20 protein-coding genes are annotated in these 19,891 nt (G+C 41.0%); 18 read left to right on the top strand and 2 right to left on the bottom strand.

Going from position 1 to position 19,891, the window contains the following annotated elements:
* Positions 1–223: 223 nt before the first annotated feature.
* A complete protein-coding gene (locus RM049_RS37300) occupies positions 224–757 on the bottom strand; it encodes a helix-turn-helix domain-containing protein (protein WP_322707825.1) in 534 nt (177 codons plus the stop codon).
* Positions 747–968: a helix-turn-helix transcriptional regulator gene (locus RM049_RS37295; protein ID WP_322707824.1), complete on the bottom strand. Its 222-nt coding sequence runs from the start codon at positions 966–968 to the stop codon at positions 747–749. Before RM049_RS37295 ends, RM049_RS37300 begins: the two co-directional genes overlap by 11 nt.
* Positions 969–1,459: 491 nt before the next feature.
* On the opposite strand from RM049_RS37295, the gene RM049_RS37290 reads away from it, so the two are divergent.
* The 18 genes from RM049_RS37290 to RM049_RS37205 all read left to right on the top strand — a co-directional run bounded on the left by RM049_RS37290 (position 1,460) and on the right by RM049_RS37205 (position 19,852).
* Positions 1,460–1,825 carry a hypothetical protein gene (locus tag RM049_RS37290; protein WP_322707823.1) on the top strand — a complete coding sequence of 122 codons (366 nt, stop codon included), beginning with the start codon at positions 1,460–1,462 and terminating at the stop codon, positions 1,823–1,825.
* Entirely contained in the window at positions 1,822–3,495 is a 1,674-nt protein-coding gene (locus RM049_RS37285) for a hypothetical protein (protein WP_322707822.1), read from the top strand. Before RM049_RS37290 ends, RM049_RS37285 begins: the two co-directional genes overlap by 4 nt.
* A 183-nt stretch (positions 3,496–3,678) precedes the next feature.
* Positions 3,679–5,811 carry a pentapeptide repeat-containing protein gene (locus RM049_RS37280; protein WP_322707821.1) on the top strand — a complete coding sequence of 711 codons (2,133 nt, stop codon included), beginning with the start codon at positions 3,679–3,681 and terminating at the stop codon, positions 5,809–5,811.
* A gap of 8 nt (positions 5,812–5,819) precedes the next feature.
* Positions 5,820–10,199, top strand: a complete 4,380-nt coding sequence (locus RM049_RS37275) for a hypothetical protein (RefSeq protein WP_322707820.1) — start codon at positions 5,820–5,822, stop codon at positions 10,197–10,199.
* A gap of 504 nt (positions 10,200–10,703) precedes the next feature.
* The gene (locus RM049_RS37270; RefSeq protein ID WP_322707819.1) at positions 10,704–11,051 is read left to right on the top strand and encodes a helix-turn-helix transcriptional regulator; all 348 of its coding nucleotides are present in this window, start codon (positions 10,704–10,706) and stop codon (positions 11,049–11,051) included.
* A 97-nt stretch (positions 11,052–11,148) separates the two neighbouring features.
* Positions 11,149–12,069 carry a hypothetical protein gene (locus tag RM049_RS37265; RefSeq protein ID WP_322707818.1) on the top strand — a complete coding sequence of 307 codons (921 nt, stop codon included), beginning with the start codon at positions 11,149–11,151 and terminating at the stop codon, positions 12,067–12,069.
* Between the two features lie 115 nt (positions 12,070–12,184).
* On the top strand, positions 12,185–12,511 hold the full coding sequence (locus tag RM049_RS37260; protein WP_322707817.1) for a hypothetical protein: 327 nt from the start codon (positions 12,185–12,187) through the stop codon (positions 12,509–12,511).
* A complete protein-coding gene (locus RM049_RS37255; RefSeq protein WP_322707816.1) occupies positions 12,504–12,704 on the top strand; it encodes a hypothetical protein in 201 nt (66 codons plus the stop codon). Before RM049_RS37260 ends, RM049_RS37255 begins: the two co-directional genes overlap by 8 nt.
* Before the next feature lie 24 nt (positions 12,705–12,728).
* Positions 12,729–13,187, top strand: coding sequence for a DUF1392 domain-containing protein (locus RM049_RS37250; RefSeq protein ID WP_322707815.1), 459 nt, complete (start codon positions 12,729–12,731; stop codon positions 13,185–13,187).
* Positions 13,188–13,227: 40 nt separating this feature from the next.
* Positions 13,228–14,034 (top strand): KilA-N domain-containing protein, encoded by an 807-nt coding sequence (locus RM049_RS37245; RefSeq protein WP_322707059.1) that lies wholly within the window; start codon positions 13,228–13,230, stop codon positions 14,032–14,034.
* Between the two features lie 9 nt (positions 14,035–14,043).
* Positions 14,044–14,409 carry a hypothetical protein gene (locus tag RM049_RS37240; RefSeq protein WP_322707814.1) on the top strand — a complete coding sequence of 122 codons (366 nt, stop codon included), beginning with the start codon at positions 14,044–14,046 and terminating at the stop codon, positions 14,407–14,409.
* A 52-nt stretch (positions 14,410–14,461) separates the two neighbouring features.
* The gene (locus RM049_RS37235) at positions 14,462–14,758 is read left to right on the top strand and encodes a VVA0879 family protein (protein ID WP_322707813.1); all 297 of its coding nucleotides are present in this window, start codon (positions 14,462–14,464) and stop codon (positions 14,756–14,758) included.
* Positions 14,759–14,760: 2 nt separating this feature from the next.
* On the top strand, positions 14,761–15,219 hold the full coding sequence (locus RM049_RS37230; protein WP_322707812.1) for a hypothetical protein: 459 nt from the start codon (positions 14,761–14,763) through the stop codon (positions 15,217–15,219).
* On the top strand, positions 15,216–15,899 hold the full coding sequence (locus RM049_RS37225) for a hypothetical protein (protein ID WP_322707811.1): 684 nt from the start codon (positions 15,216–15,218) through the stop codon (positions 15,897–15,899). The genes RM049_RS37230 and RM049_RS37225 overlap by 4 nt, the downstream gene beginning before the upstream one ends.
* A gap of 5 nt (positions 15,900–15,904) precedes the next feature.
* Positions 15,905–16,504 carry an alpha-ketoglutarate-dependent dioxygenase AlkB gene (locus tag RM049_RS37220; protein ID WP_322707810.1) on the top strand — a complete coding sequence of 200 codons (600 nt, stop codon included), beginning with the start codon at positions 15,905–15,907 and terminating at the stop codon, positions 16,502–16,504.
* Between the two features lie 62 nt (positions 16,505–16,566).
* Positions 16,567–17,892 (top strand): helix-turn-helix domain-containing protein, encoded by a 1,326-nt coding sequence (locus RM049_RS37215; protein ID WP_322707809.1) that lies wholly within the window; start codon positions 16,567–16,569, stop codon positions 17,890–17,892.
* 240 nt (positions 17,893–18,132) lie between these two features.
* Positions 18,133–18,789, top strand: coding sequence for a DnaB-like helicase N-terminal domain-containing protein (locus RM049_RS37210; RefSeq protein ID WP_416212692.1), 657 nt, complete (start codon positions 18,133–18,135; stop codon positions 18,787–18,789).
* Positions 18,790–19,495: 706 nt separating this feature from the next.
* On the top strand, positions 19,496–19,852 hold the full coding sequence (locus tag RM049_RS37205) for a reverse transcriptase N-terminal domain-containing protein (RefSeq protein ID WP_322707808.1): 357 nt from the start codon (positions 19,496–19,498) through the stop codon (positions 19,850–19,852).
* The last annotated feature ends 39 nt before the right edge of the window (positions 19,853–19,891 follow it).

Raw genomic sequence — 19,891 nt, 5'->3', positions numbered from 1 at the left:
AACTCATCCGTATTATCTCGTAATCTTTTTCAAAAATCAAATAGGATTCCTATAGACACAAAGCGACTTGTCACCAAATATTGCTTTTTAAAGGAGATATACGACATCACTCCCTGATTATCAATATCAAAGTAGATACCTGGACATTTTGATAATTCTTTGCATTTTGATAACGCAAGTAACAACAAGGATAAAGAATTGATTGATTCGGGTGCAACTACAATCACACTTGCCTACCTTCAATATCATCTTCTTCCCAAATGATTTCAATTAAATCATCTAGTTTTCTTAACCCAAAGTACTTACACAGCGTCGTGACAGTGTGGTTATCTATGCGGTCAAAATGGCTGCGGTAAAGCTTCCCTACAGTAGTGGGACTAAGCCCTGTTTCAGCTGCTAGGGTTTTTTGATCTAATCCTCTGGACTTCATCAACTCTGGTAGTTTTGTTCTGAGAAAACATTGTTCTGGGGGCGGAGCCATCCAAGCATCAATTTCAGACTCAGTTAAACCTACATCTGCCAGTATAGAGTTCCACTCGCTTTTAAATGAGAAATGACGAAAATACCACAGTTTAGGATGTTGGTTCCTCTTACTGAAATTACAAGCATGACAGGCTTGAACAGTAAAGCGATCGCTTTTTGTAATTGACTTTGGAATAAAGTGATCTAAAAGTAGTCGATTGCTAGAACCACAATAAATACAAACTCTAGCTATCTCTCCAACCTTAGTTTTAGTAGAGGCAGAATCAATTCCCATTTTTCTGCTCCTGGGCTGGTATCCATTTCAGTAAAATATCTGGTTGTATGTTGTATCGAGTGCAAATCGCATCCATGACATCTCTGCCAAGATACTGAGCAGAATTGTTGTACAGGTTATATGCGGTAGTGCGGCTAATACCAGTTTCTTGCCAGAACTGATAAACGCTCATCCCTCTGCTGTCAACAAATTCCTTAATCCGATTTCTCATGGGCATACTCATACTTTAGATCATAAGTACTATTTTATTCCAAATCAATTGTTATTACAAACAAGTTATTACTGCTGAAATTTATTAGTAATAGATAGCACAAAAAGAGTACTGGTTAGAAATCTGAAGCGCTTTTGTATTCCCCTAAATGGAGTTTCACATTCGATGTCTATCTCTGCATACTATGAGGAAAGCACAACATTTGTTTACGCACTAAGCTTTTTGGCTCAATGGATAAAGTTGCTGATTAGCAGTATCTAAGCGTATGCTGTTATACAAGTAATTTGCCAGTTAACCGTTGCTCATGACCAAACTTGACCGAATACTAGAGCCTAACTTCCTGATCAGTATGAGATTGTTAAATCTGTCCTCAATGATCGTATTAAATCGATTAAACATCAAGCCAACCAAAATTGGCGATGAGTCCTACATCGTGGTAAGCAATTAAAACTACTCGACCAGTTAGATATTGCATAAAAGTGGGTGATAATATGGCAGAGTTCGATATATCCAGTTCGTCAGCACCCTACCGTGGGAGAGTACAAGCTCAAGGGGTGGATATTTCTCAGAATGGTGGCTACAGCTACCCTTGGGCAAAACAAACCCCTGTTACAGAGCAAGAGGGCTTATTATTTCTTGATAAAATTCAAGCAGAATGCAGTAAGGAGCAACAAAAAGAACGAAAACAAGCCTTTTCTAAGGCTAAACGTTTTGTGAAAACTGCGAGTGAGCAAGGTGGGGTTGGGCCTGAATCACAGCCACACTCATTCCAAGATCGTAAGCGTAAAGTCCATAATTCTCGTGTTGATATTGAGATTGCAATAGGGCGCACTTTTGTCCCAAAAGAAACAGAATGACGACTATCCTTGTAGAAGTACAAAAATTTTTAGACTCTGATAATATCGAGAGAGCAAGAGAAGAAGTGGCAAAAACTTTCAGCAACCTAAAAGCTGTAAATGCCAATATTCGAGATTTTGTCGCACTACTTGCTCTGGGATCGCAGAAGGCTCTAGAAATAGGCTTGGGAGTATTGGGGCGTGAACTTCTTAAGAAAGATTCGGAAGTTAAAATTGAAGTGATTTGGTTATTTCTCGCAGCAATATTATCTCGACAGAGCATTACTCCTGATAGTCTATCAAGAATTAGTATTCTTGGACTTACATCTTATGTGAAGGATTGGGAATCACCTATTTTTACGCTACTAACTCCTGCACTAGATTATTTTTTTAAGATTAGCCTTTCTCAAGGAGGTCATCTTATTGCCGAACAAACTCTGGATTTCATTGCCACTTATGGAGACAGTTATGCAAAAGCTCCTCGAACAAAGAAGCAACTTAAAGAGCTTGAATATTCTACTGAGTTGGTGCTGAATCAAGTAGATGACTTGGAGCTAAAAGAAGAATGGGCTGAAGGAATGAAAATATTTTCTCAAACAGCTAAAAAAGCTCGTCAGGATAAATACTATGATGAACGTATATGGTCGGCTGGTAGTAATTTATTAAAAGAAATTTATACTACTCAAGTCTTAAATTCTGATACAGAATCGAGTGATTATCATAAAGTAAAAGAGAATATATACCGATTAATTACTTCATCTCTCGCTGCATTTGGAACAATTATTAGTGGTGATGGCTTATCAGTCGCAGTTCATATTGATAACCCTCAAGACGAGAAATCCTGGTCAGTTATTGCTAGTGTAATTGATAAGTTAGAGCGATTATTTCAAGAAATTGCAGATATGACTTTTACTAATATGTCTAAATTGCCTACGTTTATACCTGCACAGGCAATGCCGGGATCGTGGACAATTATTCTTCACATAAGCCTTAGCTCTAATCAATCAACTTCCCTTGCAACACAAATAAAATCTCTTTCTTTAATAGAAGATAATGAAGAAAGTAAAAGCAAATCATCTTTGTTTAATAGTTGGCAAGATTGTATAGAAAAACTAAATAAAGATGATATTCGAGTAAATTTAGCTATTTCTACCGATGCTCCAGAGTTTCACATTGTTAAATCCATCTCTACAAAAGATATTCCTAACATTGAAAAGCCTACCCAGCCCAATATTAGGGTTCTGTCTCATGATGTTCCACAAGCTAACAACCTTGAACGAGTTATATATTTCGCATCACTACTAATTCAATATCCATCTTCTCCATCAATTGTGCGAGAAAAATTCTTAGAGACAAATGAAACTGTTAGTAGAGATTTCTTTTATTATCAAACAGCAGTAAAAATTCTTGGGCTTGCAGATGAGCGTGGGCAACTAACTCCCGCCTGTTCTGTACTTAATCGTTTGCCATCAAGAGAAGCAAAAATGAGATTTCTAGCTTACCAATTCATATCATCAAACGTTGGATCAGCATGGTTTACTTGGGAACAGGCAAGTGATCTTTCAGAGATTGAGCCTAAAAATGCGAAGCAATTTTTAATTGAAGTGTGTCCATCACTTTCAGAAACTACAGTTAACCGACGTGCTAAAACACTAGAATGTTGGCTAAATATATTTATTGAACACTGGTAAAGGAGTAAAAATTTGTTAAAATCAGCACAATTGCGGATATCGAGATTTACTGCGGGCTTTCTGGAACAGTGAATTTTTCAATCATTTTCAGATAAAAGTTGCACTTAAATATTGCACTATAAACCGTAAAACTGCATACTCAAGATGTATCTAATATAAACCCTCACTTTCACTAGTTCAGCCATGCCCCAAGACTTCTCCCGCCAGAATCTCAGAGGTCGTTCATTCAAAGGTCAGGACTTGACTGGTGCTAACTTTAGCGGCGCAGATATTCGGGGAACAGATTTTTGTGGGGCTCAACTGAGAGGTGCAAACTTTAGCCATGTTCAAGCTGGTCTACAGTATAAATGGATAATTGGATTGATACTGATCTCATGGCTAATGTCAGGAATATCAGGTTTTTTTTCAGCTTATGCTGGTTATTCAATATCATTTATTTTTTATAATCCTTATTCTTATGATTTCTATACTGGTTTTTTCTCTTTAATTTTACTTACAGTTTTCTGGCTCATTACTTTCTACCGTGGTATTTTAATAGGCTTGGGAACTGCTACTTTTGCGTTTGCCGGATCTGTTAGTTTAGCTGTTGGTTTCTTCTTCACTGGAGACAGGGATACTGCCTTTATTGGAGCTTTTATTGGAACTGCGGTTGTTGCTGGAGCTTTATCTATAATCGTCATTGCCGTAGCTTTCTCCTTAGCATTAACTGTTACCAATATTACCAAAGCTAGCATAATCACCATTGCTGGAGTTATATCTGTTATCGTAGCTGGAGTCTTGCCCTTAATATCTGTTGGGATCATCGCAGCTACTAGCGCAACAATAGTTGCGATTGCTGGAGCGCTTCTGAGTTCATATATTGGGTGGCGTGCATTAAAAGGAGATAAAAAAGATGCCTGGGTTCGCTCATTCACAATTGCTTTTGCTGCTCAGATGTGTACAAGTTTTCGAGACGCAGACCTAACGGACACTAATTTGACCAATGCCAGCCTCAAAAACACGGATTTTAGAAATGCTACTTTAACCCGCACTCTTTTCCAAAAAGCTAAATTACTTAATAATGTGCGTCCTGGAAAAACTTACCTTTATGATCCAAAAGTTTGTGAAGTATTAGTTAGTGGGCAGGGACAGGAGAAAAAATTTGACCGTCAAAACTTACGTGGAGTCAATTTTAAAGAAGCTAACTTACAAGACACCAGTTTCATTGGTACAGACTTAAGCGAAGCTAACTTACAAGACGCAGATTTATCAAGAGCAAAGTTAGTCCAAACACAGTTAGATGGAACTGATTTAACAGGGACTACCCTCACTGGAGCCACTATAGAAGACTGGGGTATTACTAACCATACTAAACTACATGGAGTTAAGTGTGAGTACGTTTTCATGCGGCTAATACAAAAGAATGACTTAGATCCTAACCCTCAGCGTAAGCCTGACAATTGGGAAGAGGTATTTGGGAATGGCGAGTTTGGAGATTTCATCAAACCAATTTTTGATACCCTCGACCTTTACCACAGCCAAGGAATTGACCCCAGAGCGATCGCCATCTCGTTTAAGCGATTAGCTGAGAATAACCCAGAAGCAGATTTGCGAATTGTAGGCATGGAAGTGCGTGGTGAAGATAAGTTTTTGCTGCGTGCCAAAACTGCGATCGCAGCCGATAAGTCGCAACTGAGTGCGGAATATTTCGCTACTTATAATCAGCTAAAAGCTGTGGCAGAACAAGAAATTAAAGCACTTATTGCTGAGAAGGATGGCAGAATTGCTGATCTACAGAATATGGTAGTGACAGCACTACAGCGTCCCAGCTTTTATTCAAACGTTGAGCAGGTAGGTTTTATGACTAACAATCCCGGTGGCTTTTCAGTTGGTGGTTCGGTTGGCGGCAACGTCAATAATGTTCAAGGTGACAATAACAGAGCAGTTCAAGGCGACAATAATCAGGCTGTGCTTGGTGATGGGAATCAAGTAACGCAATATAACCAAGTGGGTGCAGATATAAAAGAATCGCTCACTAAAGAGGATATTGTGAAGTTACTGGCAGAACTTGAAACTTTAATTCAAGGCGCAGAACTCCCATCCAGGACTAAAGAAGAAGTAATTGAAGACTTGAGTGCAGCTAAGAAAGCCACAGACAAAGAAGAACCAAATAAGCAACGTGCATTAGAACGTTTGGGAACTGTAGCAGAAACACTTGAAAAAACTAGTAAGGGCGTGGAAGCTGGTCATAAAATTTGGACAACAGCCAAGCCGATTCTTGTGAAAGTTGCAACCTGGCTGGGAGCGGCGGCTAGTTCTAACCTATTGGGATTGTAAACTGAATTATGAGTCAGCAGCCACCAAAAAACTCTGATTCGCAACAGCCTGATGCAGATCCAAAGCAGCAGGCTGATAGTTTCACATATCAAAATGTAGTTCAAGGTAATCAAAACCGAACGGTTCAGGGTAATGATAACCAAGCTGTTTTGGGTGATAACAACACAGTAACTTATAATAATTTTTACGCTGGGCACGAAGGGGCAGAATCAGCTATTTCTGCTCATGCTCATAATCAATATATTTTAGATGAAACTTTATATGCAAGTCTACGTACACAATTTCTAGATGCTTCTAAAGGATTGTTAAGTTGGCCGAGAACACTAGGTAATGAGCAACATATTGACCGTCCTGAGTTAGACCAAATTATTAATTACATCGAATCAGAAGAATCTTCCACTACAATCATTCTTGGTGTTCCTGGATCGGGAAAATCTGCACTCTTAGCAACGCTAGGACATCTTGTAATTGAAAAAGATTACGTGCTATTAGCAATTAAAGCTGATTATCTGGGGAATACAGTTAATAATCTTGAAAACTTACAAAATGATGATCAGCTTCATTTGAGCATAAACCCACGAGATGCAATCAAAGCTGTTGCTAATGCTAATAAAGAGCGAGTGGTACTGCTGATAGACCAACTGGACGCAGTTGCGGAATTGCTAGATAAACGACCAGGAAGATTAAATGTTTTACTAAACCTGATCCAAACCCTTGCCGGAACAAAGGGAGTCCATATCGTTGCAACTTGTCGTGAATTTGAATTCCGTCACGGTAGTCAATTTGCTCGCCTAGAGGGTTTAGAACAATTATATTTGAATTTACCAACGTGGGAGAAGATTTCTCCTTTGTTAGAACATACTGGACACATTGCACTTGGTATCGGCGAACCTCTGCGTGAGTTACTGCAAAATCCTTTGCATTTGAAGATATTTCTGGAAGTCGCAAAACCGGGAGAAATATTTGATTCTTCTCAAAAGTTACTAGATAGGTTGTGGGAAACTCGGATTCTCAATCAACCTAATGCTTCCAAATACATTGTTTTTCTGGAGCAAATTACTCAACGCATGACGCAGGAAGAGGTACTTTGGGTGCCAACAGCAGTTGCCGATAGTTTTCTGGAAGTATATCAAGCTTTAGTACAGGCTGGAATATTAATGGCAAGCCAGGATAATTCCACCTTTGGTTTTTGTCATCAAACTTATTATGACCATACTTTGGCGCGTGCTTTTGCCCGTGATTCACAATCGCTCGTAGACTTGGTGTTGGAACGGCAAGATGGTTTGTTTGTTCGACCTATTCTACTGCGAGGTCTAAATTATCTACGCGGTACTGCACCTAAACAGTACGCAAAGCAGTTGCAACTACTATTGCACAATGCAGAGGCGAAAAATTTCCTATTAAAAAATAAAATAGTAAAGTTAGCTTTTAAAAATTTGACTCATTTATCTGGCAAGATTCGAGTTTGGGCTTTGATTGTTTTGCGGTCGCTTCAATTAATTTGTGTGCGAACCCATATTTACAGCCTGTTAATTGAGTTTGTTGGTTCGCAACCAAACCCTGAACCAATTGAAGCAGAACTTCTAATTCCCTTGCTTAACTTAGATACAGAAGCTCCAAAAGTTTTAAACGCGATGATTGGTAGTCCAGGTTGGTTCAGGATTTTACGCGATCGCCCTGAATTTAGAAAGTGGTTGGAAAAACCACTAACTGAAGCGTCTTATTGTCTTCCTATTTTAATTGCTGCTACTAGCTTTGCAACCGATAATGTATGGAATCTCATTGAAGAGTATTGGTTGAACGACAACGATACCGCATACGACACATTAAGTATGCAGATTATACTCAATCTTCAACAGTGGAATCCAGAAAGAGTATGGCAAACTCAGCAAATTATTCGACGTTGTAATTTGGATATGTATAGCGTATCCGCAATTGCAGAAAAAGTCGCTGAAACTTTACCTCAACTAGCACCAAGAATTATACGCGCCCATTTAGATTATAGACTAGAACAAGCTATAGCAGAAAGCAACAAACCAATACCAGAGTTAGCAGCAAATGCTGACGATGGACAAAGGTACATTCATTCTTCTAAATACAATCCCATAAATTACTTTAAGAAATTACTTGAAAGTGGAAGTGATTTTGACGATATCGACACACTTGCAAAAGCGAATCCAAAATATTTTTTAGATGCTATTTGGTCTTGGTTTACTGATGTAACAAATAGAATTATAGACCGAAAAATTTTGAGAATAAATAGATATAGCGAAGACTACATTAATAGCCTAGATTTTGATACAAGTGAAATTATACAAGCAGTATTATCAGCTATTTTAGAACTAGCAAATCAGGACAAGCAATCTTTTTTAATTTTTGTTAAGCAGAATGAACTATCAGAATTACTCCTTGTTCACCGTCTACTAGCGCGTGGGCTAGCACAGATAGCGATTCAAGAACCGCAGGCAGTTTTGGATTACTTACTTGGAGATTCCAGACGCTTGAATTTAGGATATATGAGAAATTCTTATAAAGAAACAAAAAAATTAATATTAGCAGTTTGTCCGTGTCTTCAACCTCAAGAAATAGCTCGTATTCAACAAGCAATTCGTGTATATAATCATTACCCAATTGAATCCGAACAACCTGCTGATTTACGCTTCCGTTTTGTAAAATATAATCGCCAACATCGACTAAAACTCTTACTTGCTTTTCCTGAAGAATATTTGAGTGCGGAAGCAAAGCGATGGCAGGATGAAGAAAAACGTGCTTTTCCTTTGGTTGTTAATGAAAAAGACGACGATTACCCTACAATTGCACAACTAGTAGGTTCACCAATGAATGTTGAGGAAATGAATCGTGCATCTGACCAACAGTTATTAAACTTATTTGATGAATTGGCAGACATTACAGAAGAAGATTATTGGAAGCGTCAAAGAGATTTATCTCGTGCTGGGGGTGCATCGTCGCAAGCTTATGAGTTTGGCAAGCTAGTTAAAGACGATCCAGAACGTTTTCTCCGCATTCTTCCACAACTTCAGCCGCAACGTCATGAAAGTTATATAGGTAATGCAATTAGAGAGCTTGCAGAAAGCGATTTTCCAGCAAATAATTTGATTGAGTTAGTAGTAAATCTCGAACAACGTGGATTTGTTTCGGAAGCTTTTCGTTCTGATACTGCATCTGCTTTAGATAAAATTGCTGAACGTAACCAAGGGCTTCCACAATCAGTTCTGTGTCTGTTAGAAAATTGGCTGTCTGCACACTCACAGCCAGATTTAGCCCATCATCAAAGCGAGGAGCAACGTTCGCACCAACTAAACTCTCCAATTATTTTTGGTTTTGGTGGCTCACACTTTTTACCGAGTGGTAGAGGCTCTATTGTACGAGCGATCGCTGCTGGCTACCTTGAGCAAAATCCCCCTGATTTACAAAACTGGGCAAGGGTAATTAAATCTAGGTTAGAGATAGAGCCGCACCCAGCAGTTTGGGTGGATATTTTGACTCAGATGCCACCTTTATTAAATGGCGATCGCACTCAAGCAACCCAACTTTTTGATGCAGTGATTCGCAACTGTCCCGAAGTGTTGCGGTATCGATGGGCGCTTTACTTTCTTTCTCGCACAGTAGGATGGTTTGAGCCAAAAGAAACGGTTCAAGGTTGGTTGGAGATGCTTTGGGCAGATGGCTCAAATTTTTGCCGTCAAGCATACGGAGAATTGCTATTTATCCATTATTTTCAATATCAAGATGAGTGGTCAGTAGCAAAAATCGACCATCATCTTGCTAATCAGAATGACGAGGCAGTTTTGTGTGGATTAGCTCACGTAGCCAGCCATCTGTGGATTCAAAGAAGATGCAGAACGAAAGCAGCAGAAATTCTCTACAATCTTGCCCCCTCTAATATTGAGGCAATTCAAAGCATAGTAGCAAGCGTCTTTTTCCAAAGCCGTGAGCATTTCGAGCTAGATTCTGGAATGCGCTTACTAATTCAAGCAGTATGTAAAAACAAACAATTACTCTTAAAAGCCGCCTCAGATATTATTGACATTATCGAAACCAATAATTTCGTTAATACTGAGCCTCAACTGGTGTCTGAAATTTGCCAAACTTTACTAAGTAAGTTGGATAAGGAACCGTACAATACTACAAGACCTTTGGTTTTCGCAGCAGAAAGTCTTACAACACTTGCTATCCAACTACATCGACATCGACAGGATAAATACCGAAAAGTTGGTCTCAAAATATTTGAGCAGCTACTTAATTTAAATTTGACAGAAACCCGTTCAGCGCTTGAGATGCTTGACAGGAAACCAAATCGGTTAAGCTTTTATCAAGCACCAAGGAGAAGACGGCGTAGACGGCAAATTCCTCCTGGTAACAATTAATTGACTCCCATCCCTTGAAAATGGGAGAAAGAGTTAAAGATTGAGGGTAGTTTTGTATTTGCGCAAGAAGTCTATCTTACAAAGAAAATTCTCGTTCATGTACTAGGGACTTATCTCTAGTACTTGGTTTTTACTAGGGCTGTACTAGGGGATATCTGCAATTGCTCTGCATTTTTACTAGGGCTATTGTTCATTTACCCTAATCCAATTTTCTCACAGATGCGATCACTTTCTGGGGTTGCTACTTCATGATCTAGTGACAGCCAGCGTCAACGTAGTCTTGTACAAATATTAACTGCACTTTTGATTGCTGTTTCTAAAATCTATGTCATTTTTTAAAACACCTTGAGAGTAAGAACTTTCAAGGGAGTTCTAAAAGACAACACGAATTTAGAGCGATCGCTTTGACGATTTAGGCTCTACGCTAATACTGCTTAGGTTTTACATACTTCATAGAAGAAGTATACCACTATTTCCACACATTGTGTAAATATAGGAGTATCAGTGAGAGAAATCGTAATGCAAGGAATACCTTTGGATTTGGTATCCCGGATTGACTGGGATCAGGAATATGGTGAGTTTTTGTTTCAGCAAAGAGAAGACAAGAAACTTTCTAGAGAAGAAGTAGCACAAGCAATTACAGGACTTGGAGAACCTTGCTCTCAGCAGTTAATTCATAAAATAGAAAAATGGAAGGGTAAAGGTGATCGCTCTGTTTCTTTGTCTCTTATCTTGAAATATTGTCAAATTTTGGGGATCGAGCTTAGGCAATTTTATCCTGTTGTAGCACAAACCTTTAGTTACCCATTGTTACAAAAAATCTCGTCCGTAACCGTTGAGCAATTTCCATAAAATATGTAAAATAATAAGAGACAAAACAAAGGACAACCGCCTCAGCCTGGAAAACTTGTAGCGATCGCCCTTTGACCCTTTTACAGGAATCTTAATTATGACCCATCCAACCTACACACAGCAAGCCCTTTGCCGCTATAACCTCCCCCATCTCAAAAGAATCGCTGCCGAATTAGGCGTTACACCCATCGGCGACAAAAGAGCGGTTGACACTTGGGTAAACGCAATTATCACCCACCAATCCACTAGGCTTCAAAAGGTTGACAACCAAGCCGCAGCCCAAGCCGAACTCGACAGCTACATCGCCGACCAAGCCCAAGCCGTAGCCCCCGAACTCCTCACAATAGTCGAAATCTCTTTTGACCATCACGAATATTACGCTGATGACAAACTGGTAGCCAGCATCAGCCATGACGACAACCACTTAACGCAACGCTGGGTAGTAATGGTCAACGATAAAGAATTATTTCGTGCCAACACTCTAATGCGTTGCGATCGCTTCATCTGCACTCACTATAAAGACGGCTCATTACCTGTGCAAGAAGAAGCAGAGGGGCAGGGGGCAGGGAGCAGAGGGGAAAGATTCTCTCCCATGCACCCCGCACCCTGCTCCTTGTCCTCTTCTACGACCGAAAAGCAAATCATGGCGCATATCTTCAACGAGTGTCAGAACTACAACAATTCGCAATTACCAATTCGCAATTCGCAATTACACCCCATGCCTAAAAACAGGAAGCTTTGCACCTGTAATGATTCAATTACTAATTACGTTCACAATTGCGAATTGCGAACTGCGAATTGCGAATTGCTTAGTAACTGGTGGGTGAAGAGGCGTTATTCAGTCCAGCAGCAGTATTCTAACTCCGTGCTTGATGCTGTGCGCTCATTGTCGATGGTGGACGTGTCTACTGATGGCAAATCCATTTTTGATGAATATTTTTTAGACCAACCCTTAGAACAGCTAACTGGCGATAAATTGCAACGGCTGCTGGAGAGAACGGAGTTAGTTACAGCGTAGTCTTGGGCTTCGCCTGGGAAAAGGTTAAAGGGGAAAGGTAAATTTCTTCATTCCCTTCCCCTTTGCCCTTTCCCCCTTTCCCTAATTATTTATTCACCAATCCCCAATTAAATCAATGCAACCCACGATCTCAATCCCTCAACACTGGGGCTACCCTCGCTTTACTTTGGAACAGCGTACAGAACAAGGCACGATTCTAGGAGTTTATTACTATCCGAATGGTACAGAACTGGCTGAACAATTTGATGAAGGATGGCGTTATGTATTGATGCCTAACAAGAATTCTGACGAGATATCGTACTTGAAAGAGGATCAAATCCAACCGCTCACACCAGAAGAATTATTCTCAGAAATTACCGCAGAGATTGAGTTTTATCAACAGCAAATCTCTATTCTGCAACAACAGTTAGTAGCCATTACTGGAGGTAGTACCAATGGCTAACTCTACAGAAAACTTTGACCGTAGAGCCAATCATTTGCTGCGTGTGCTTCAGTTTTGTGGCGGTTGTGTGCCTCTGCACCGTTTGCAATTCCAATTCTCAGATTCAGTTATTCAAACTCTGCTGGATAAAGAACTGGTGCAAGTGCAGAACACGGGACGCGGCTTTTTGTTGGAGATTGCCGAGGATTTTTAGGTTATTAATCCCAGAGGAAAAAGCATGATTGACTACGTTAACGCACTTAAAACCAGTTGGTATATCTCCCCGCCTTGGGGTCAAACAATTCCGCCCGTTGAGGTAAATTTACTGGAGAGAGTTTACCTGAAAACTACGAGAACATTTGGTTACTGTTCTGGTGTCCAGTGGAAATATGAATGTTGGCTTTATACAATCATTTGTGGTGATGAAATTGTTCACGCTACAGAACATCAAATCATTGGGACTGGTCAATTAGAAGCTCTCACGGTGCAAAAACCTGCTTTCGTTTTAGGTCAGAAAGTAATCCTTTGTTCTTATGGGGATGACACAAAACAACGGCTGATTTTAGGAGTTGTACTTGTGGATAAGTTTTGGTTTTACCTTGTCGAATTGATATCGCCAACATTGGCTGAAACACCAACCATACTTAATCGCTTTTCGTTGGTTGGTGAAAAAAGTTTGGTGCGCGTGAATACCTGAATTAATTAACTATTTTGTTCAACACTTCTGGTAATAAACTATGTTGACACACTCATGGCGCGACTCAGAGATTCAGCAAATGCCCCAAGATGGAGAAATAGGTAAATACAGTATCCCAAAGGGCTATGTGAATGCAACCCAGATGGCGAAAGCTAATAAGAAATTATTGGCTGATTACATCAGGCTAAAGTCTACAACCGAGTATTTGCAGGCTCTTAGCCACGATATGGGAATCCCCATATCGTCACTTGTAATCGAAATCTCTGGACGCGCTAACTCTCAAGGCACTTGGATTCATCCAGAAATCGCCATTGATTTAGCTCGGTGGGTATCTGTAGAGTTCCGCATTTGGGCCAACAGAACCTTAATGAAAGTAATGCTCACAAGCCAAGTCGAGCCAGTACAAGAGCAAGAACCACCAAAAGCATTAGTCCCATCCCATGAAGCTGCACAGTTAGCTCTGTTGGTGGGTGAATTCGCTGGGTTAGAGAAATCCCTCACCGCTCAACTTGCAGTTAACGCCGCCACCAGAGTTAATCCCGCACTTAAACCAGCAGCCGACGAGTTAAAGAGTGTGATCGCAATTACTAACGTCAGTGATGACGCATACCTCAAGCCTACAGATATTGGCGAGAAAGTTGGGATGAGTGCGGTAGCTGTAAACAATTGGCTAGTTCACGCAGGTTTACAGTACAGAACAGATGACAAGAAAATCCCATATCGTCCGACTGACTCAGGTAAGCAATGGGGGCGGATGGTTTCAGCGATCGCCAAAGGTTCAAATCAGACTGTCTTTCAGCTACGGTGGTTGCCAAGCATTACACAATTGTTTAATGAACGCAACTGAGGTGAAACAGTGGAAGAAATTATTGATGAAATTGGTAAAGAGATTAGCCTTGCCTACAGGTTTTATCAAGGTTATGGCTACTTCCTCTCGGCTACTGTTGCCGAATGGTTAGGTGTTGAGTCTTTAGTAAATTGGCAGTACAAAACAATCTTGGATCTGTGTGCAGTCGATTTAATTAGGGATGCTGTTGACAACTTGGGAAATCAACGAGGCAGACGATACCTTTCATACTTCATGCTACATGGAACTTACTCAGGCAGACAAACAGTTTTTGGGGATGGCGTGAATGTAGCTGACATAGAAAGATTGGTCGTTATGATTGACCTGCAAAAAGCAATTGCACCTCAATTTATAAAAGAATTTGAGGTTACGTAAGCATGAATAACTGCCCCAAGGATTTTATCTGAACGTGAAAAGGATGAAGAAGATGAATAAACAAGAGTGGCTGATTCTTGGACAAACATTATTTGGACAAGACATGATGCAATGGAAGTTTAAGTGTCCCTGTTGCGGTCATATCGCTACTGCTGAAGATTATAAAAAAGCCAACGCTCCTTCTAGCGCAGTCGCATTTTCTTGTGTAGGGCGCTGGATGCCAGTTCACAAAGAAGCCTTCGATGACAAAGATAAGCGTAATATTCCTTGCAATTATTCTGGAGGCGGATTGCTCAATATTAATCCGGTTATTGTTGATGACCGCAAAGTTTTTGAGTTTGGAGTTTAAAGATGAAAGCCATAGTCACAGTAGTTGAAAAAATTACATCTGAAGCCCACATTAATATTCCTGACGGTTTAACATCAACAGCAATTAAGCAGCATATAACAGACCGTTACAACAGTGGCGAAATGCTAACCGAGATGAACATTTTCCACGTTGATTTTGAATCTATTAGCGCTCACATTGATTCAAAACCTTATATTAATTGGCATCAAGGCAACCCTTGTGATAACCGTGCGTATTACTTCTGCAAACTTGGGAGATTCAGCTTAACTCTATTAACTGACACAGAACAAAATTTGACTCGTACAGAAGCTTATTTGGGGAATTTTAAGCAACTTATTTACATATCAGAAAAAGAGATATCCAAAGAATTGGCAACAGTCGAACTCCAAAACTTCTTAAATGGATTAGCTGTTGAACTTCAAATTTTAAGCCACATTGAATTTAGTGAGGATTCAGTATGACTGCCACACAATTGCTGACACCACAACCAGATACAAGTGCATCTACAGCAGAAACTGTTGGTAGACATCCACTGAACTTTTACGAGTCTCCGTCGTGGTTTACTACTGAACTACTGCGCCATGTTCCGTTATCTGGTGTGATTGGTGAGCCGTGTGTGGGACATGGAGCGATCGCATCTTTGTTAAGAGTATGGCCTGACACCGGAAGAATCTGGACGAACGATATTGATCCACATAAAGCAGCTGATTGCCATCTGGATGCAACACTATCCGAGTCATGGGCTAAGTTTCCCGATTGTGACTGGATCTGCACAAATCCCCCATACGCGGAATTTGCTGCACCAATTATCAAGAATGCTTACCAGAAAGCGCGTGTGGGTGTCGCCGCTTTTTTACTTACCAGCTTTCTCGAACCTTGTGATGACCGGGCTGATTTCTTACAGCAGCACCCGCCGTCGCTTGTAATCATCATGCCGCGCTTCTGTTTTCGCAAGGACAAAAAAGGTAAACGCTGGGCGACAGATAATATCACCATCTCATGTTTGGTATGGGACAAACGTGCAACAGGGCAGCAAATTATTATTCGTCCCAAGTCGGCGATCGCTGGGTTTTACAAAAATCCAGAACAGGCTATTTCACAAGAATGGGCAGAAGAAATTGTTCGGGCAATCGCCTCATGAGAATTATGCAACAGCTAACTTTATTTCCCGAATCTGCTCCTACTTTACCAGTCAACTATTATCCAGAATTTCTGAACAAGGAAGAAGCCGACGAACTCTACCAACATTGTCAAGAATTGCAATGGCAGCAAAACCAAATCAGGATGTTGGGTAAAACGATGCCCGTTCCGCGTCTGGAGTGCATTTATGGTGACGAAGGGTGTGATTACCTCTACTCCAAGAGTGTACTGCTCAAACCATTACCTTGGACTTCATCGCTGGCCCAACTGCGAGATAGGATTACTGCGGCTACTGGCTACAGCTTCCGCATCGTCATTGGCAATCAGTACAGGAGTGGACAAGACAGTATCGGCTGGCACAACGATAGTGAAGCTTCGATGGGTGTAAATCCTGCAATCGCATCCATCAGTCTGGGTTCGGTGAGGAAATTCCAAATCAAGCCCATCGGGGGTAAGCCGACTGACTTTTGGCTAGAGCATGGGAGTCTGCTGGTGATGCTTCCAGGCTGTCAGAGTACTCATCTGCATCAAGTTCCGAAGACCAATAAGGTCGTTAGTACACGGATTAATCTAACTTTTCGACCGCACGTTGGGGGTAAAAGATGACCTCTTATTATCGCTATTGCTGAGGTTTATATCCAAGATTATTAATATTCAAGGAGGATTCTATGGGATTTCGTAATGGTAAACCCTCTAAACAGTTTACAGCAATTCCCAACAGTTTAATTCGCGATCACAACGTTACTGATTCAACATTTAGGTTAATTTCTTGGGTAGCTTCTCACGATGAAAACTTTGATATTAATTTTACGGTAATCGAAAAACATTTGGGGTACAAACGAGACAAAATCCGTAATGCTATCAAAAATGCTGAACAAAATGACTATTTAGTGAGAGTTCAAGAGAACAATCCGAACAATGGTAAGTTTGACTGGCAATATTATATTTTTACCAGCAAAGAAGACACAAAGTTATTTCGAGAAAATCATTCATCCATAGGTGAGTCATCCATAGGTGAGTCGTCCATAGGTGGGTCATCCATAGGTTGGTCATCCATAGGTGGGTCATCCACCCCTCATATAGAAAAACAATTAGAAGAAAATAAATTAGAAGAAAAACACATACAAGAAGCACCCCCAACTCAGAACGCATTTACCACCCAAGAATCGTGTGTGTGTGAAACTGAACAGACTGAGTTGACAGAACAACCAAGACAACCAGAACTCGAAGAACCAACCCCACAACAACCCACTTCGTTGTCAAAAAATTCCGAGTATGAGCAACAAACCGATAACCCCTCAAGAGGATCAACTATTGCGGCGGGGTCGTTCGAGAAATCCGAACAATCAAATAAGCCGCAACTAACCTGTCCCTACAAGACAGCCCAGAACGTGAAAGAACTGATTGATGCGTGGATCACAGACCCGACTGCTTTTGCTGATGATTTTGTACCACTGGTTGTCAGAGAAAAAATCAAGTGGAATCGCTGGGTTCTACCTTGGCACAGTGGAGAACGAAAGCTGAATAACCTGTACCAAAACTTCAACCCGATAGTCGTGGACTTCCTGGCTGCTGAGTTAGCCACTAAGTCGAAACGGTCGGCACAACTCGAAATTACTCATGCGATCGCAGTCATGAACACCTGGGAGAAAACCAAAGGGGGATGGACGAACCTGATGCAGCGCTATAACCAGGCATTGCAAACAGAAAAACAGCCCCTACCCCAATTGCATACTGCTACGACAAAAAGACCAAGCAACACCACTAGCATCACGCTCGAAGATGCTTTAGCACAAGACCGAATGCGCCGTCAGCAAGAGCAATCCATTCGGGTTCCATCTAATGGGTATCAGCAAAGCCAACAAATGCTGGAGCTAAAGGCAAAACTTCAAGCCAAAGCAAATGAGCCAAAAGTTTCGAGCAACTCCAAACCATCTTCCACCACGAATTTGAGAGAAGTTGAAGCGCAGTTAAAATTAGCACTTAGAGCATAATCTAGCAATTCGCAATTCGCAATTCGCAATTCGCAATTGTGAAAGCAATTTAATCATTCGGAATACAAGCCACGAATTTTAATTATGAAAGAAGACGAAACACGTAATCTCAATACTCAAGCTCTCAACTTTATAGCAATTCGCTAAAAGAATGAAACAAATGCGAAACATAAAAACATTGCTAAATCAAAGTTTTTTAATTGCGAATTGCGAACTGCGAATTGCGAATTGGAGATAATTATGCACCCTAATCAAGACAACGTAGTTTCTTTTCACCCTGACAGGTCGCTTGACAACTTGCCTCCACAAAATATCGAAGCTGAAGAAGCGATTTTGGGCGGGATTATGCTTGACCCAGAAGCAATAACCAGAGTCAGCGATCGCTTAGTAGTGGAAGCCTTTTACATCAGCGCCCACTCATACATTTATCAAGCTGCGACAACGCTTCACGCTTTGTTTCAACCCACAGATTTACTAAGCGTCACTGCATGGTTGGCTGACCACAATCTGCTTAATCGCATTGGTGGCAGGAATAAGTTAGCAACTCTGGTAGACCGCACTGTATCAGCCGTCAACATTGATGCTTTGGCGGATCTAGTGATGGAGAAATATCGACGGCGGCAGCTAATCAAAGTGGGCAATGAAATTGTCCATCTCGGTTACGAAACAGAAACTGAACTACCACTTGTCCTTGGGCAAGCTGAGGCGAAAGTTTTCACCGTTACCCAAAATCAAAGCGATGAACGCTGCAAGGTTTTCTCAGCGCAAGACATGGGCATTGAACTTTTTCAAAAACTGGAGATGGGAAGTATGGCAGGCGACAAAGTTGGTTGGTACGACTTGGAGTGCGATTCGTTTAGTCGAAACCCGAAAGGGAAGATGACTAGCTTTTGTTGAGTAACCAAACCTGGTAGAGTTCGCACTTTTAATCCTCAACAAATGACAATTCACTATCCATGTAGGTAAGGACATCTAGCCAAGCACCAAGCAAAGACAGCTAGAGGAAACAGAGGAAAGATTGAGGTATAAACTCAAATTATAACCTACTCCAAAATATACCAAGTCCTACTATCCTGGTGCGGGATTAAAAACACACAAACTACCATTTAACTGGTAGCCCCTACATTCAAGACTGACTATCAAAGATGTAAAGCGGGGGTGAAAGCGGTTAAAGACGGTAATAGCTGAAAGCGTCCACCGCAAGTAAGAGTCTATGGGCAGAACAAGCAAAGTGTCGTTTAACCATCGTTACGTACCACCAAGGGGAATAAGCTTGTAGACTCTGTTCTACCTCTTGGGTCAGAAATAGCTGGCAAGGATAGAGACTATCAGGTTTTCGAGACCGAGATAGCGCACCTCTTTAAATCCCGGTGGATAGACACGCCCCAACGACTTGATATGGATAGTGGAAACGAAATAAGCTCTCGTGTGCTCCTGAAATAGATAACAGGAAGGTGTCAGCCATAAGCAACGAGAGAGAAGGATGGTTCAAAAAGCAAAAGCCCAACCCGAACTAACGGGTAATACCTGAAAAGGGATGGCATAACAGCCGGGATACGCTGACGTGAATCGCAGTGTGGGAAAGCTAGAGGTAACAGTAGCCATGAACAAGCCTAATTCGGATTCAGTAACGAATACCGAGGGATGGAAAACAATAAACTGGGTAAAAGCCGAGCGATATGTTTTTAAGTTGCAAAAACGCATCTATGCTGCTTCCCGTCATGATGATGTCAAGCGAGTCCGCAAACTCCAAAAGACGTTGATGAGGTCTTGGTCTAATAAAGTATTAGCGGTACGCAGGGTAACAGTTGAAAACCAGGGTAAAAAAACGGCAGGAGTGGACGGAGTTAAATCACTGCCCCCACAGGCACGTTTACAACTGGTAAGGGAGTTAAAACTCACTGGCAAATCCAAACCTACCCGTAGAGTCTGGATTCCTAAATCCTGGAGTTTAGACTAAAAGCAGGCGATCGTTAACAAAAGAGTGTACGTGTCGTTA

It is taken from the genome of Nostoc sp. DedQUE04 (genome assembly GCF_034530995.1).
GTDB lineage: Bacteria > Cyanobacteriota > Cyanobacteriia > Cyanobacteriales > Nostocaceae > Nostoc.
This window is presented reverse-complemented; position numbering and strand designations above follow the sequence as displayed.

Bases quoted from the DNA above. Each gene is read 5' to 3' on its own strand.
- RM049_RS37265 (WP_322707818.1), top strand. From the start codon at position 11,149: ATGACCCATCCAACCTACACACAGCAAGCCCTTTGCCGCTATAACCTC.
- RM049_RS37230 (WP_322707812.1), top strand. From the start codon at position 14,761: ATGAAAGCCATAGTCACAGTAGTTGAAAAAATTACATCTGAAGCCCAC.
- RM049_RS37290 (WP_322707823.1), top strand. From the start codon at position 1,460: ATGGCAGAGTTCGATATATCCAGTTCGTCAGCACCCTACCGTGGGAGA.
- RM049_RS37300 (WP_322707825.1), bottom strand. From the start codon at position 757: ATGGGAATTGATTCTGCCTCTACTAAAACTAAGGTTGGAGAGATAGCT.
- RM049_RS37205 (WP_322707808.1), top strand. From the start codon at position 19,496: ATGAACAAGCCTAATTCGGATTCAGTAACGAATACCGAGGGATGGAAA.
- RM049_RS37260 (WP_322707817.1), top strand. From the start codon at position 12,185: ATGCAACCCACGATCTCAATCCCTCAACACTGGGGCTACCCTCGCTTT.
- RM049_RS37275 (WP_322707820.1), top strand. From the start codon at position 5,820: ATGAGTCAGCAGCCACCAAAAAACTCTGATTCGCAACAGCCTGATGCA.
- RM049_RS37250 (WP_322707815.1), top strand. From the start codon at position 12,729: ATGATTGACTACGTTAACGCACTTAAAACCAGTTGGTATATCTCCCCG.
- RM049_RS37245 (WP_322707059.1), top strand. From the start codon at position 13,228: ATGTTGACACACTCATGGCGCGACTCAGAGATTCAGCAAATGCCCCAA.
- RM049_RS37210 (WP_416212692.1), top strand. From the start codon at position 18,133: ATGCACCCTAATCAAGACAACGTAGTTTCTTTTCACCCTGACAGGTCG.
- RM049_RS37215 (WP_322707809.1), top strand. From the start codon at position 16,567: ATGGGATTTCGTAATGGTAAACCCTCTAAACAGTTTACAGCAATTCCC.
- RM049_RS37280 (WP_322707821.1), top strand. From the start codon at position 3,679: ATGCCCCAAGACTTCTCCCGCCAGAATCTCAGAGGTCGTTCATTCAAA.
- RM049_RS37255 (WP_322707816.1), top strand. From the start codon at position 12,504: ATGGCTAACTCTACAGAAAACTTTGACCGTAGAGCCAATCATTTGCTG.
- RM049_RS37225 (WP_322707811.1), top strand. From the start codon at position 15,216: ATGACTGCCACACAATTGCTGACACCACAACCAGATACAAGTGCATCT.
- RM049_RS37295 (WP_322707824.1), bottom strand. From the start codon at position 968: ATGAGAAATCGGATTAAGGAATTTGTTGACAGCAGAGGGATGAGCGTT.
- RM049_RS37235 (WP_322707813.1), top strand. From the start codon at position 14,462: ATGAATAAACAAGAGTGGCTGATTCTTGGACAAACATTATTTGGACAA.
- RM049_RS37285 (WP_322707822.1), top strand. From the start codon at position 1,822: ATGACGACTATCCTTGTAGAAGTACAAAAATTTTTAGACTCTGATAAT.
- RM049_RS37220 (WP_322707810.1), top strand. From the start codon at position 15,905: ATGCAACAGCTAACTTTATTTCCCGAATCTGCTCCTACTTTACCAGTC.